This is a genomic window from Candidatus Nanosynbacter sp. TM7-057 (genome assembly GCF_022828295.1).
Taxonomy (GTDB): Bacteria; Patescibacteriota; Saccharimonadia; order Saccharimonadales; family Saccharimonadaceae; genus Nanosynbacter.
In genome coordinates this window covers 169301-184433 of sequence record NZ_JAJQJT010000001.1, presented here as the reverse complement: position 1 = coordinate 184433, position 15133 = coordinate 169301, and the positions used below count along the sequence as shown (strand labels likewise).

The window sequence follows — 15133 nt, the reverse complement described above, 5'->3', positions numbered from 1 at the left end:
GCTTATGGTATATTTATGATGTATATTTATGCTCAATCTATACCACCACTATGGAACATAATAGAACGTTATCAATAATAAAAGACCGTAAAGCCAAGAGATTTTTTATCCTTGGCGGTTTTATTGTCGTTAGCGCAGCTTTAGGGTTTATGTTTTTGAGCTCTCAGCAAAGTCGTGCGACTATTCCTAGTGGTAGTAAGCAGATTGAAGTGGGGCAAGTGTCTTATCGATTGTACGAATCGTCCAATGGTATTAATCCAGGAAGTCCGCTGGCAAACACCAACACCGCTGCCACATTGCCAAAAGTCGGCGCTGATTTTCGGCTGAGGCTTGGTCTTCAAAATAAGAGTGCGTATTTTAAAAAATTAGCTGAGCACGGAAGCGGGTCTGAGCATAACTGTGCCATTATGTCGGATGATAGTGTTTATTGTTGGGGTAATGGTCAGTATGGAGCTCTTGGTACTAATTCAACTAGTTCATCAACAACCCCAGTGCCCGTATATACACAAGACGTACTCAACGGGAAAACCATCAAACAGATTACTACGGGTTATTATCACACTTGTGTAATCGCTTCTGACAATAAAGACTATTGTTGGGGCTCTGGTGCAGTTGGAAGACTAGGAAATGGTGGCATAATTCAGCGCAACGCTCCATATCCAGTTAGAGAGACCACGACTACAGTCATCTCTCAGATTGCCGCGGGTAATGAGCATACTTGTTCGCTTAACTCGGAGGGAAAATTGCACTGTTGGGGTAGAGGCATAAATGGAGAATTAGGTCGTGACGTATTCCTAGCTTCATACACGCCAGCAGCGGTTAATATGAATAACTTTGGAACGGAATCGGTTAAGCAGGTTGTGTCAGGGGATAGATTTACGTGCGCTTCGACGGTCGAAGGTACAGCATTCTGCTGGGGGTATAATGCTACAGGAAGGACTGGAGTAGGGAGTGTTGCTGGTAGAACTCAATATCCCACTAAAGTCAAAGGTTTTAATGGGAAAAAAGTTGAGTCAATATCTGCTGGCGATTCGCATGCCTGTGCTGTTATTTCTGGCGGTCAAGAAGTGTATTGTTGGGGAAGAAATCACAATGGTCAGTTGGGTAACACAGCATCTGGCTATAGAAATACTGCTTCAAGAGCTTCTTTTGGAAGTAGCATTCTTTCTGGAGGGAAGACTATTAAAAATGTTTACGCTGGCGGCGAATTTACGTGTATGGTATTAAACACTGGCGAAATTTATTGTTGGGGTGATAACTCTAAGGGTCAAATAGGCAGTGGAACTGCCACAGGATTTTTGCCCTCTCCCGTAAAAGTGAATGTTCCATTTACGAGTTCTGGTGAAACTTCCATGTATTTAGGTAAAGACTTTTTATGCGCCTTGCGTACAGGTGAGATGTATTGTTGGGGTAATAATAACAAGGGGCAGGTAGGAAATGGCCAGTCGAGTAATGATCCTGTCACGCGCCCTACGTTAATAGCACCTCCAGGAGGAGCCATTGAGCCTACATCAATGAAGCTGCGCATTGAATATGCAAAAAAGGGTAGTGCGGCAACTTGTTCGGCGGTAAGTGGTTCAGATTGGCAAGTCGTGACTGGAGTATCAAAACTTGCTTATTCTGTGGGTGGTCCCGCTGATGGCACTAGTATCAATAGTAACTCGACTGATCTAGAACTGCCGGCGGGAGCTATCGCTTCTCGACCTCAAAGTCTGGTGAGAAAAAGCGGAGTGGCTGGAGCGTTCACGAATGCGCAAAAAATATCTGCTGGCGAAGTGGGTGTGTGGGATTTGGCGCTTGTTGATAAAGGGCTTGATAGGAATGAAAATTATTGCGTCCGCGTAGCAACTGACACAACTGTCGCTCCTGGATCTAGTATTGATAGCTACATAATGTATCCAGAATTTAAGACCGCTCCTGGGTCGTTAGACATTCGTTTTAGAGATAATGCTGGCGCTACAATTACAGATACTGGTACGAGGTTTGATAATTCCATGATGAGTAGCAGCAGCGTAGCTACCAGCGCTCTCTTATCCAACTCAAACTCGAAGCAAATTGAAGTGACGAATACACAAACCAGCTCTGGGTGGAGCGTTGTGTTGTCGGCATCTGACGGCGCGACCGCCAAATGGAAGCGAACTGTTGGTACAGAATCGTATATGTTCAACGGCACTAATGGCGATCAGGGATTTCTGTCCGTCAATTTTGGTACATCATCTGTCTTAGCTTCGGGTAGTTCATTGAGCGGGTCAACTTGCCAAACATCAGGAATATCAAAGGGTGTTGATGTTCAATTTAAGGTAGGGACCGCTACGGCTAACGGCGTTACATTGATGAGTAGCAGCGGGTCAACTGGTCAATTGGGGTGCGCATTTTTGCTACAGAACGTTCGATTAAACCAGACTATTCCGGCATATCAAAAACCAGGAACTTATGAATTGCCAATGACATTAACAGTAACAGCGCAATAGGGTTGAGTATGAAAAATAGAGTAAAAAAATTATTCATCGTCATAACATTACTAACTACTTTGAGTAGTCCTTATTCGGCTTTTGCGGATTCGTCAGCTAACTCTAATTTGTCGCAAGTGATTACTGACTGTGCTCGCGATTCTCTGGAAACAGGTAGCCAGATGAATGAGCCAATTTGTCCGACTTTTCCGTCAAAATTCTCTAAGTTTGATTTGGTAAATAGAAAACATCTGCGGGTGTATGGCGTTTATGACGCGGTTCATACGGTAGTTAATCCTGATACAGGTCGGCACGATCTGAAGGTTGAATTTAATGGTCGAACTTTTGTTTTAGGGCGGGATAGAGAGCTTAAAGTTAACGGAAATATATGGATGTTGGATTTTTCAAATTGGCAGAATAATCATCCAGGCGACAATTCTATGTCGTCAGCTCCAGAATACACCCATAACGGTCGTGTTACGGCTAAACTGAAGGCTAATGCGACATCTCCAGAAGTAGTGCGGTTTGCTGATTTTTCATTTACGACTCCGAAAAAGACCGTGGAAAAGACCATTGAAGATGTTATTGGTATTCCGAAGGTTGTTAAAGAGGTGAGTAAGGTTTTGGCTAATACGGGAATTAATTTATGGATGATTATGGCTGCTGGTATTGGTGTAATTGTTGCGGCGTTCATTATGTTATTTATTGTTAAAAAACAGAAAAAGAGGGATAAATGAAAAAATAAGCATAATAAGTTATAATGTAGTAAATTAAATCAATTAAGTAAGGAGAAAAAATGAAAAAGTTAACATTATTAATCGTTGCGAGCGTAGGCGTAGTTGGTCTATTGGGATTGTATAATATGACAAACTCTTCTGTAGCTAATGCCGCAACTACTGCTAACTCTAAACTCTCTCAGACAATTAATCCTGGAGTTTTGAGTACTGATATCCGTGACTCGGCTAATTCCTTAGTTAATAATCCAACATTCGCTATGGGCGCTACGACAGTGTCATCCTCATTAGGATCGGGAACTGGTGTTTTTGGGGATAACGACAATCGAATTTATGCCGAAAACCCAGGTGCCGCAGATAATGGCTGGACGTTGACACTGAACGTAGCGACTCCAGGAACTGGTGTTTGGTCTGCAGGCGGCGGAAAGTAGTATAAATACAACGGAACTATTAACGAGGGTCGCCTAACAGTTAATCCGTCTGGCGGTACGGTAACTCCTGTAATTGGTACAGCTGCAGGTATTACCAAGGGTACTTCTACGACCTTTTCTGGTACTAGTCCCGTAACACTAATGAGCGCTTCAGCGACTGCTAGTAAAGTATGGGCTGGATATATAACTAATACCTCATTAGCCCAAACCATCCCAGCTGGTCAGGCAGCAGGTACATACGTATTGCCAATGGTTCAAACGATTACGGCTCTTTAGCAGACTTAAATTATTAAGCGAGAATAGACATTCTGATGAGTGTCTATTCTTTTATGTGTGACATTGATATAATAAACATAATAGGTTTTTAAGGAGGGGTATGAAGAATTTATTGTGGAGTAAGATTATTGGAGTGGCGATGATTGCAGGGCTGATTTTGCCTGTGGTGGTGTCTGCTAATGGTATTGGCGGTCGGCCAGCAAATCCTGATCCGGATAATCCCAGGACAAGCTCAATTTTCATCTATAATCTTTCTGGTGGCGCTTCGAAATCTGACCAATTGTATGTTCAAAACGGGTCTGATAAAGAAGAAACGATTGAAGTTTATTCGGTTGATGGCACGGTTACGACGACTGGTGATATGACTTGCAAGGAGAAGTCAGAGGACAAAGTTGGTGCGGGCAAGTGGGTTTCTGTCTCTAAAAAAGAGGTGACTCTTGGCGCGAACGAGAACGCACTTGTTGATTTTACGGTAAATGTTCCAAGCAAAGCAGATGTTGGCGAGCATAATGCATGTATGGTTGTTCAGCGGAAGGTTAATCAGGCGTCAAATAATGCTGGTGGCATTCAAATTCAGACTCGTCAGGCTATCCGTATGGCGATAACCGTTCCTGGTGATATTCACCGTGATGTGACGATTGAGAAGTTTAACATTAAGAACTCTAACAGTAGTCAATTGTATGAAATTGCCTTAAAAAATTCTGGCAATGTGTCGGCTGATGTTGACGTAAAGCTGGTCGTGAAAGACCCGATGGGGAATGTTGTCTATAAAAACGGTGGCGTGAATGCAACGATTGCGAATGAAACGCGGCAGTTTAATTATGATAGCAATTTGGCGCCGTTTTGGGGCGGAAAATATAAGGTAGAGCTGTCGATTTCCTATAAAAAGAAGGCTGGCGAGTGGGGAATTAGTCAGGATCAAAATGAGCTAATCACCAAAACCGCCGAGTCAAAAGAATTATTCTTCTGGCCATCAACTACAGCGTTAATGATGATTGGCGGTGGAATACTTTTGTTCATTATCTTGATAGTGATAATTGTCATAAAATCAAAACGGAACAAAAAAACTGTTCAATTTAAAAAACGTTAAGTTTATAAAAAAGTGATAGAATAGACGTATGAAGAAAAGTTCTCTGATTAGAGCGTTTTTGAGCATTGTAATCGTGGCGCTCGGCGGGGTTTTGCTGTTGAAGAATCTCGAAATTATTAACATTAGCTGGGATATTTTCTGGGGTACGGTTTGGGCTACGGGATTTGTGTTGTCTGGGCTGGTAAATATATTCAATTATCGAAATAAAACGGCGTGGATTTGGGGATTATTACTGGTTGTGATTGGCATTCTGATTGGCTTAAATTCTTACGGAATAGTTGACGTTAGTATCTGGAGGGTATTCTGGCCTGTAGTTTTGATTGCTGCTGGTTTGTCGATGATGTTTAATACTAGTCCTAAGAGCGTTAAGCGTTCTAAAAAGCTGGATAAAGACGGCGCTTCTAATGAGAAGATTTCTTGTTTTTGGAGTGAAGAAGACGCTGTAAAAGGTGATTATACTGGCGGTTCGTTGGTTGCCACATTTGGCGGCGTGGATTTGGATTTGCGTCAAGCAAAGATTAAAGACGGTTCTGTGATTGAAATTTTTACATTTTGCGGTGGCGTTAATATTACTTTGCCAGACGATGTGATTGTTAAGAACGAAGTGCGCGGATTTTTGGGTGGAACTGATGATAAAACTCTACCTAAAGATTCTGCCAAAAAGACTCTATATCTGAAGGGTGAGTGTGTTTTAGGCGGTCTGGAAATTAAATAAAGTTCTTGGGATTTTGATGAAAACGCGCTACAATAGCAGTAGGGCGTTTTCGCGTATGTTGAATTGGCGTGAAATGAGCGGTTATCAGCCGTGAAGTCTGCGGGAAGAAATCGGCACAAAGTCGAGATTAGAACCTGCCGTGAGCTTGCGTAAATAGCAAATAAAGAGCTGAAAGAATCACTTCTTTTGGAATCGAGATGGTACCGTCCGCATAAAACACCTAAGCGGATTCTCGAAGTCAAAAGAGGTGATTTTTAATTTAGGAGAATTATGACGAAAATAACGTATTATCCACCGGAATACGGGAAAGATGAGTTTAATTGCGCACATTGTAAGGTGTTTGCGCATCAATCATGGGGTGGTAGTTTGTCTAGCAATCTGCTTAACTCATCCTTGCCATCAGATTTCCTTACTGTATCAAAATGCAGACATTGTTACGAGCTGTCTATCTGGATTGAGGGGTCTTTAGTTTATCCGGCACAAATTACAGTAGAAGATCCGAACGACGATATGCCAGATGAAGTTAAAAAACTATATAGAGAATCAGCTCAAATTTTGCCTATTTCACCCCGTGCGGCTGCAGCATTGTTGAGACTAGGATTGCAAATACTTCTCGGCGCTGTGGGGGGAGATGGCAAAAATATAAATAATGATATAAAGAAAATAGTTGCGTCGGGTGTTGAATCTGAAACACAAAGAGCCCTGGATATTCTGAGGGTGTTTGGCAATAACGGAACTCACCCCGGGGAAATTAATCTTGACGAAAATCCTGATCTAGTGCACAGTATGTATAGGCTAATGAATTATGTTACCGATAGCCTCATCACCCGGAAGAATCAGATAAACGAATTATTTGAAGGTTTGCCAGAGGGAATTAAAAATCAGATTGAATCACGAGATGGTAAAAATAAGAATGAGGAGAAATTGTAATGAAATTCAAACATGGAACACGTCGTCGAGCTGCAGAATATGAGAAAGATTGGGTGCAGCGATGGAAAGACGATGACACATTTAACAAGTCGGTCGCGCAGCGTCCTGCTGATAATTCTTGGGTTTTTTATGACGGTCCTCCGTTTTTGACGGGAACGCCACACCACGGACATTTGTTGGTTAGCACGGTGAAGGATACGATGGGACGATTTCACACGATGAAAGGTCAGCGAGTTGAGCGCCGTTGGGGTTGGGATTGTCACGGACTACCAGCAGAGGTTTACGTCGAAAAAACGCTAGGCATTTCTAATAAAAAAGAGATTGGCACGAAGATTAGCGTTTCGGATTACGTAAAGGAATGTCGAGCGGCTATGGTGCGAACTGGCACCGAATGGGAAGACACGATTGAGCGAATTGGTCGTTGGGTCGAGTTTAAGGGCGCTTATAAAACCATGGATAATAATTACATGGAATCTGTTTGGTGGGCGTTCAAGAGACTTTACGAAGAAGGCAAAATCTACGAAGGCGAAAAGATTTTGATCTATTGCACGAAGGATGCGACACCAATTTCTAAGAGCGAAGTGGCTATGGAGAATAGTTATCAAATAGACACTGATCCGAGCTTGTTTGTCTACTTTAAGCTGGAAGATGAAGATGAGTATTTGCTTGCATGGACGACGACGCCGTGGACTTTGCCAGCAAATATGGTTTTGGCGGTAAATCAGGATGTCGATTATTCTTTGGTGGCGTATGGCGATAAAAAGTTTTACGTTGCAAGCGACCGTGTTGAGAAAGTTATGACGGACGAAAAGCACCAGCCGCTGGAATATTCAATAGTTAAGACGATTAAAGGTTCTGAATTGGTGGGCAAGCGATTTGAGCCGCTATTCGAAAATCGTGGTCCGGCTGCGCATAAGATTCTTAACGCCGATTTCGTGACGACTGAGGACGGTACGGGAATTGTTCATATTGCGCCAGCTTACGGCGAGGATGACTATGAATTGTGCCGAAAAAATGACGTTCCAGTACTATCGTTGGTTGACGGTGATGGAAATTACACAGAAGGTAGATGGCTGGGCCGCAATATCTGGGAGGTGAATAAGGAGATAGCGAAGACTTTATTAGAAGAAGGTCGGGCGCTGAAAATTGAATATATTCGCCACGAATATCCGCATTGTCATCGATGTGGCACGAAATTGATGTACCGTGCTCATCCGAGTTGGTTTATGGATATTCAGAGTCAGAAAAAGGAAATGCTGGAGGCGAACGAGCAGACAAGTTGGACGCCAGACAATCTGAGAACTGGACGATTTCATAACATCATCGAGCAGGCGCCAGATTGGAATTTGAGCCGCGATCGTTATTGGGCAACACCAATTCCAGTGTGGAGGGGCGTGAAAAATGACGGTACGGAAGTGGTGAAGGTGATTGGTAGCTTTGCGGAATTTGAAGAAGTTACGGGCCGCAAGTTGGACGATTATCACTTGCCGCAAGTTATGGACGTTACGTTTGAGTGCGACGGCGCAGAAATGCATCATATTGGTAAGGTTTTGGACTGCTGGTTTGAGTCTGGCTCGATGCCGTTCGCTCAGTTCCATTATCCATTTGAGAACAAGGAAAAATTTGAAGCAAGTTTTCCTGCCGATTTCATCATTGAGGCGATTGATCAAACACGCGGTTGGTTTTATAGCTTAACGGCGGTGAATGTGGCTTTGTTTGGTAAATCTCCGTGGAAGAATTTGATTTGTACTGGATTTATCAATGCCGCCGACGGTAAAAAAATGAGCAAGAAGCTGAAGAATTATACCGATCCGATGGAGTTGATGAATAAGACTTCGGCCGACAGCTTCCGATTCTTGATGCTTTCAAGTCCGCTAACAAATGGCGAAAACTTTGCCTTGGCGGATAAGGATGTGATGGATGTAGCGCGTAAGCTTGGTATGATCTGGAATATGTACGACTTCTTCACGATGTACGCTGAAGTTGACGGCTGGGAGTTTAATGGCGATATATCAGATCCGCTTCATGATTTAACAAATCCGTTGGATATTTGGATTGTGTCGAGGTTGCATCAATTGATAACAGAGGTCGAGCGAGGTCTTGATAATTACAACCTTCAGGATGCAACTAAGCCGATTTTGCCATTCTTAGACGACGCAAGCAATTGGTATGTCCGACGCAGTCGCCGCCGCTTCTGGAAATCTGAAGATGACGGTGATAAAGATGACGCTTACCGCACACTCCATTACGTTTTGGTGCGACTCAGTTATATGCTAGCGCCGTTTACGCCATTCTTAGCGGAAGAATTGTACCATAATTTGACGGGCGATAATGAGTCGATTCATCTTAAAGATTGGATGCCAGCTGGTGAAATAGATAATTCAATGCTACGCGACATGAATGCACTGCGTACTGCGGTGAATGACGGCTTATCGAAGCGCGCATCGGAGGGAATTAAGGTGCGTCAGCCGTTGGCGTCTGTGAAGCTTATCAATACTATTTCTCAGGATACGCCGGCGGAAGTTGCGCAGTTCTTGATTGATATCGCTAAAGATGAATTAAACGTGAAATCGGTTGAAATTGTTACAGATTCAGAATCTGAGTCGGCGCAACCGAGCGTTGTTTATGACTTAACAATCACTCCTGAACTAAAGCGCGAAGGTTTGATGCGTGAAATCGTTCGCCACGTACAAAGCGCGCGCAAGCAGGCTGGTCTGCAGATAGATGATCGAATTGTACTGAGTATTTCCAGTGACGATTCTGAAATATCTCAAGCTATTGACGCTTTCGCCGATGTCATTAAATCTGAAACGCTCGCTGTGGAATTAAATTCTGCGGTTGATGAATCAGAAAAATATGATGCCAAAATCGAGGGTAAATTGGTAGAAATTTCCCTGAAAAAAGCCTAAAGGCTAGCGAGTGAAATGAGAATATCCTCCTCTTAGCGGGGAGGATATTCTATTGACTTTTAATCAGACTTATGCTAATATATTAATATTAATTGATAAAAATAAAAAAGTTATGCAAAATTTATTCAACAAATTATTTGGTAGTAAAGTAGGATTTTTGCCAATTGATCCGCTGGCGGATGGGCTTGCTGAGGAAATTATTAAAGAGCAGCGGGAGCCGCAGGCGATTCGTCTGGATGCCGACGACATAGAGGATATTCGTAGGTTTTGGTCTCGTGCAGATGGTAACTTTGACGATTGATGATGTATAATTACTCTCACAAAGAGCTGAAAATGTAGGAGGTTCTATGATTACTAAAGCTATTATTCCGGTTGCTGGTTGGGGCACACGAATGTTGCCGATTACCAAATCTATTGAAAAATGTATGTTGCCGGTCGGTACAAGGCCAGTGATTGATTATATCGTGCAAGACGTCGTGCGAGCGGGCGTTAAGGATATTTACTTCGTAGTTGGCGAGCAGAGTACTCAAGTGCAGAGCTATTATCGTTCGAATATTCAATTGAACGATTATCTGCGCCGTGCGGGAAAAGAAGATAAATTACCTCTGGTGGCGCCACTTCGCGACGTCCGAATACATTTTTTAACCCAGCCGGGAACTGGTGGTTACGGCACAAGTATTCCAGTTGGTTTGGCGAGTGAATTCATCGAACAGGGCGAGTCGGCCTTTGTGATTATGGGCGATCAATTCTTTTGGCGTGACGACGGCGGCTCAAATGCGGCTGATTTGGCGGAGTTGGTGGAATCGCGTGGATTGTCGGCTGGGCTATTGGGAAATCCTGTCGAAGAGGAATTTATTCCGCAAACAGGGATTATTGAAACTGACGATCAGGGCAATTTTGTGCGAATAATTGAAAAGCCAAAACTGGAAGAAGCTCCAAGTAACCTCAGCAATTCAAGTTTTTACGTTCTGAATAAAGAGATTTTTGAGTTGGCGCGAACTTTGCCAGCAAATCCTAAGAGGGGTGAGTTTGAATTAACGGACGCGATTAATGCGTACATTGATGGCGGCGGCGTGATTGCTGTTGGTGAGGCTAAGGGCGAATATATGGAATGCGGCTCACCGAGTGGTTGGTTGAAGGCGAATAACGCTATGGCGAAAAACGCTACTTGCTAACTGTACTTGATTTTATTGCTAGTTTTTGATAGAATTATTAGAGTTAATTCATAATAATTAAGGAACGAAATGAAAGCAGTCGTAAAAATCTCTGGCAAACAATATCTTGTCAGCGAAAAAGAGTCCCTCTTGGTGGATCTCCTCCCTGAAGGCACAAAAGAACTCACTCTCGACGCACTTTTAGTGATTGATGGTGATAAAATCAAGGTTGGTACGCCAACTGTAAAAGGCTCTAGCGTTAAGGCTAAGGTCATAGAAGCGGAAGTTAAGGGCGATAAGCTTCGCGTTATCCGCTACAAGAGTAAGAAGCGTGTACACAAAGAAACTGGTCATCGCCAGAAGTACACGAAGATTGAAATTACGTCAATCAAATAGTCTAAGAGCCGCTTCCGCAAAGGAAGCGGTTTTTTGATGTCTGTTATTTATGTTCTGCTCATGCTATAATTAAGGCAGGTAAAAAGGGGAACGAATGACAAAAATCATTGCGGTGACAAATCAAAAAGGCGGCGTCGGCAAAACAACGACGTCGATTAACGTGGCGTATTTTTTGGCAAAAGCTGGCAAGAAAACATTGTTGGTGGATTTTGATCCACAGGGTAATGCTACCAGTGGACTTGGAATAGATAAACAGAATTTGGGCGCAACAATATCAGAGGTGATTATGCGACAAATTGACCTATCGAATATCATATTGCCAACGGAATATAAAAACTTATCAATCGCTCCAGCTACACCTCATTTGGCGAATACGGAAGTGGAACTGGCGCAGGCGCAGGGAAGGTTTGTTCGCTTGCGAGAGGCTTTGCAGAAGGCGACGGATTACGACTATGTTATTATTGATAGCCCGCCGAGCTTGAGTCTGTTGACAGTCAACGGTATGATTGCTGCTAATTACGTATTGCTTCCAGTTCAGGCAGAATTTTACGCATTGGAAGGATTGGGGCAGCTTTTGGAAAGTATGAAATTGATAAAGAAGGGGCTTAATCCACCTCTGGAATTATTGGGCGTTTTACTGACGATGATGGACTCCAGGACTACATTATCTGGGCAGGTTCATGCTGAGGTTAAAAAGTATTTTCCAGATAAGATTTTTAAGAATAGCATTCCGCGAAATATTCGCTTGGCTGAAGCTCCTAGTCATGGCGCGCCAGTTGGTGCGTATGATCGTTTTTCAAAAGGTTCTCGGGCTTATAAGGCGCTAACGAAAGAAATTATAGAGAGGGTGGAACGATGAAAAAAGGTTTAGGCAGAGGTTTTGGGTCGTTGATTCCGACTAACTTAATTGATGAAACGTTTGATCCAACCGCACAACAAGATGTGAAAGTTTCTCATTTGAGAGATATTGCTATTGACCAAGTCGTCCCAGATCCTGATCAGCCGCGTCGCTTTTTTGATGAAAATGCTTTGAATGAGTTAACAGAATCGGTGCGCGAGCATGGTGTGGTTCAGCCAATTGTTGTGACGCCAAAAGGCGATAAATATCTGATCGTGGCGGGTGAGCGACGTTGGCGTGCGGCGAATAGGGCGAATTTAACAGAGGTGCCGTGTATTGTCAGGAGTATGAGCGACCAGAATCGCTTGGAGATTTCTTTGATTGAAAACTTGCAACGACATGATTTGAATGCGCTTGAAACTGCGACTGCTTATCAAAAATTGCGTGACCAATTCAATATGACGCTGGAGGAGATTGGCAAGCGTCTGGGTGGCAAATCTATAAGTGCGGTCAGTAATACGTTAAGGCTACTGAAATTGCCGAAGTCTGTGCAGCAGGCGTTGTTTGAGGGGCGATTAAATGAAGGGCAGGCAAGGCCTCTAATCGGTTTGCCTGATGATGCCGCGGAAGATATCATGGAGCGAGCTATTCGCGAGGAGTGGTCAGCGCGACGGATTGAACAAGTGGTGACTTTATGGAAACAGGCGAAGGCTAGTCCAATCGAGAACAAACGCCGCCCAGCAGATATGCCTCATGCAGATGCTATTGAAAGCCTTTCGAAGCGATTTGGAACAGGTGTAAAAATCCGTACAAACGGCCGTGGAGCCGGTCAGATTAGTATCAAGTTTAAGGATAATCTTGAATTTGAACGAATAAGAGAATTGCTCGAAAAGTAATTTTTATTAGAACGAGCGAATTTTATTGAATGGAAATATTCGTAGACTAACTGGTCCGACGATGTCATAAAGGGGGATCGGCCCCATGCAGTTTCGAGAGTCGCAAGAATAGCTTCCTTGGCGGTGATCGCCCATGACGAATATCGTGCCTTCCGGTACGGTCGTATCGACATCTCCAGAAGTAGGCTGTCCTGGCTCATTTTTATTGACTGAGGTGTCAGGGTTAAATCCGTCGGGATTTTCTGTATTGTAAACAGTTACGGTGCCGTTTTTCACAGTAACTCGCTCACCAGCAAAGGCAATTACGCGCTTAACGATGTACTCATCTTTACCTGTGGATGCATTGAAATTCGGATTCTTAAACACAATTACCTGTCCGCGCTTTGGAATATAATTTTTATTCTGCAATTTTGAACCAGTGACGGGCAATCGATTGACGATCAGGCGATCACCGGTGTACATCGTCGTTTCCATGCTGGCACCTTCAACATTGAAAGTTTGAAATACGAAAGTGTTCAATAAAAGTGTACCAATCACCACGCCAACAACGAAAATGACCATTCCCAGGCCATCTTGTAATTTTGGATGACGATCCATAAAAGTAGCGTCCATTGTTTCAATTATAAGCGTTTTGTGTGTTATAATCAATAGATATGAAACCACGCAAACAGTCGATGGACGGATTTGTCGCCAAGCGACCACAGCGAACTTCGTTGGGGGAAATTACTAGCAAAAAAACGACTACGCTCGGGCATTATCGTAGTAACGAAGATAACCCGCAAGTGTCGAATAATGCGACAAGAAATATTCAGCAACCAACTTCTGCTAATAAATTAAAGCAGAATATTAGTGAATCGTTGGCGGCAATTGATGAAAATACCAAGCCTTCTCATCGACAGGAACGTAAACAGAAACGTAAGAAAAAGTTAATTACCAGGATTATTCTTGCGATTATCGGAATTATTATCGCAATTGTGGCAGGCTGGCTGCTATTAAAATTATGGCAGACGATGAACTCGGTGTTCCATAATGGCGGAATCTTAGGACTGTTTTCGCAACAGAAGCTGAAAGAGGATGCTTATGGCCGAAGTAATGTGCTGATTTTAGGTACAACAGATGACGATCCAGACCATCCAGGGGCGACATTGACCGACTCGATGATGATTCTTAGCGTCAATCAGACAAAGAAAGACGCATATATGTTTAGCATTCCGCGTGACTTGTATGTAAAATTTGGTATGGCGTGTAATTCTGGTTACGCTGGTAAAATCAATGAATATTTTGGTTGCGCAAACAATGGAGATAGCGCGCAGGCAGAAGCCGAACGAATGGATAAAACTAAGAAATTCATCGGCGATATATTCGGTATGGATATTCAGTACGTGGCGCATATTAATACTGCGGTGATTCGTGATGCTGTCAATGCGGTCGGCGGAGTTACCGTTGACGTACAGAGTCGTGATCCACGGGGAATCCTTGATCCAAGTATGGACTGGATGTGTCGAGCGAAGGAGTTGAATTATCAGCAACGTCGCGAACGATGTCCAACAGGTCACTATATGCAATTGACTAACGGCAAGCACGAAATGGACGGCGAAAAGGCGATGTGGTTCTCTCGAGCGCGTGGTTTGGTGGCGCCAACTTACGGGTTGGAACAATCCAACTTTGACCGAGAGAAAAACCAGCAATTGGTACTTATGGCGCTGAAAAGTAAAGCTACTTCCACGGGAACGCTGACTGACTTTGGTAAGGTGACATCACTGATGGACGCCATGGGCAAAAACTTGCGCACAAACATTGACACGAAAGAAATCCGCACAATTATGAACCTTGGCTCGGAGATAAAAGAATCTGATATTCACAGATTGAGTTTTGTGGAGGAAAACAATGTACTTATGACTACTGGCACGGCGGGTGGCGCAAGTATAGTTCAGCCGGCTGCGGGATTGTATGATTATGACGATATTCGCGCTTATATAAAGTCTGAGATTTACGCAACGCCGTTATCTAAGGAAAAAGCCACAGTTGCTGTCTTGAATGGTTCCGGCGTGGCTGGTGCAGCGCAGAAAGAAGCGGACAAATTGACGGAATTAGGAATGAAAGTTGTTCATGTTGGCAACGCTCCAGGTAATGAAAAACTAGGGAAGACTCAAGTTTATCAATTGCCAGCTGGTAAAGAAAAAACTGCCACAAAAGATAAATTTAAGGAGTTGTACGGCTCGGTTTCATCAGATTCCTCGAAGTATAATTTGAATGTTGATGCACAATTTATCGTTGTTGTGGGAACTGGCTCATAATTTGGTATAATAGAGTA

Annotated in this window: 15 protein-coding genes; 14 read left to right on the top strand and 1 reads right to left on the bottom strand. The window is 43.4% G+C overall.

The genetic code is table 11. From position 1 onward, the window contains the following. Positions 1–50: 50 nt before the first annotated feature. The 13 genes from LRM45_RS00950 (at position 51) to LRM45_RS00895 (ending at position 12819) form a co-directional block, all read left to right on the top strand. A complete protein-coding gene (locus LRM45_RS00950) occupies positions 51–2471 on the top strand; it encodes an RCC1 domain-containing protein (protein ID WP_243826386.1) in 2421 nt (806 codons plus the stop codon). An 8-nt stretch (positions 2472–2479) separates the two neighbouring features. After that, a complete protein-coding gene (locus tag LRM45_RS00945; RefSeq protein ID WP_243826385.1) occupies positions 2480–3187 on the top strand; it encodes an LPXTG cell wall anchor domain-containing protein in 708 nt (235 codons plus the stop codon). A 59-nt stretch (positions 3188–3246) separates the two neighbouring features. Further along, positions 3247–3615 carry a hypothetical protein gene (locus tag LRM45_RS00940; protein ID WP_243826384.1) on the top strand — a complete coding sequence of 123 codons (369 nt, stop codon included), beginning with the start codon at positions 3247–3249 and terminating at the stop codon, positions 3613–3615. 141 nt (positions 3616–3756) lie between these two features. Beyond that, positions 3757–3891 (top strand): hypothetical protein, encoded by a 135-nt coding sequence (locus tag LRM45_RS04210; RefSeq protein WP_275973413.1) that lies wholly within the window; start codon positions 3757–3759, stop codon positions 3889–3891. A 100-nt stretch (positions 3892–3991) separates the two neighbouring features. Further along, positions 3992–4981: a WxL protein peptidoglycan domain-containing protein gene (locus LRM45_RS00935; RefSeq protein WP_243826383.1), complete on the top strand. Its 990-nt coding sequence runs from the start codon at positions 3992–3994 to the stop codon at positions 4979–4981. 28 nt (positions 4982–5009) lie between these two features. Then, positions 5010–5696: a LiaF transmembrane domain-containing protein gene (locus LRM45_RS00930; protein ID WP_243826382.1), complete on the top strand. Its 687-nt coding sequence runs from the start codon at positions 5010–5012 to the stop codon at positions 5694–5696. A 270-nt stretch (positions 5697–5966) separates the two neighbouring features. Then, positions 5967–6626, top strand: coding sequence for a DUF4145 domain-containing protein (locus LRM45_RS00925; protein ID WP_243826381.1), 660 nt, complete (start codon positions 5967–5969; stop codon positions 6624–6626). Next, complete coding sequence (gene ileS, locus LRM45_RS00920) at positions 6626–9535, top strand: isoleucine--tRNA ligase (RefSeq protein ID WP_243826380.1); 2910 nt, start codon at positions 6626–6628, stop codon at positions 9533–9535. The genes LRM45_RS00925 and ileS overlap by 1 nt, the downstream gene beginning before the upstream one ends. A gap of 112 nt (positions 9536–9647) precedes the next feature. Then, positions 9648–9836: an acyl-CoA reductase gene (locus tag LRM45_RS00915; protein WP_243826379.1), complete on the top strand. Its 189-nt coding sequence runs from the start codon at positions 9648–9650 to the stop codon at positions 9834–9836. 46 nt (positions 9837–9882) lie between these two features. Beyond that, on the top strand, positions 9883–10710 hold the full coding sequence (locus LRM45_RS00910; RefSeq protein WP_243826378.1) for a sugar phosphate nucleotidyltransferase: 828 nt from the start codon (positions 9883–9885) through the stop codon (positions 10708–10710). 69 nt (positions 10711–10779) lie between these two features. Continuing rightward, entirely contained in the window at positions 10780–11085 is a 306-nt protein-coding gene (rplU, locus tag LRM45_RS00905) for a 50S ribosomal protein L21 (protein ID WP_129745226.1), read from the top strand. A 94-nt stretch (positions 11086–11179) separates the two neighbouring features. Next, on the top strand, positions 11180–11944 hold the full coding sequence (locus LRM45_RS00900) for a ParA family protein (RefSeq protein ID WP_243826377.1): 765 nt from the start codon (positions 11180–11182) through the stop codon (positions 11942–11944). Beyond that, the gene (locus LRM45_RS00895; protein ID WP_243777727.1) at positions 11941–12819 is read left to right on the top strand and encodes a ParB/RepB/Spo0J family partition protein; all 879 of its coding nucleotides are present in this window, start codon (positions 11941–11943) and stop codon (positions 12817–12819) included. The genes LRM45_RS00900 and LRM45_RS00895 overlap by 4 nt, the downstream gene beginning before the upstream one ends. A 6-nt stretch (positions 12820–12825) precedes the next feature. Here the strand turns inward: LRM45_RS00895 and lepB are convergent, their stop codons facing one another. Further along, complete coding sequence (lepB, locus tag LRM45_RS00890; protein WP_129632352.1) at positions 12826–13431, bottom strand: signal peptidase I; 606 nt, start codon at positions 13429–13431, stop codon at positions 12826–12828. Positions 13432–13472: 41 nt separating this feature from the next. Between lepB and LRM45_RS00885 the strand changes: the two genes are divergently transcribed. Beyond that, positions 13473–15116 carry an LCP family protein gene (locus tag LRM45_RS00885; protein WP_243826376.1) on the top strand — a complete coding sequence of 548 codons (1644 nt, stop codon included), beginning with the start codon at positions 13473–13475 and terminating at the stop codon, positions 15114–15116. Positions 15117–15133 lie beyond the last annotated feature (17 nt).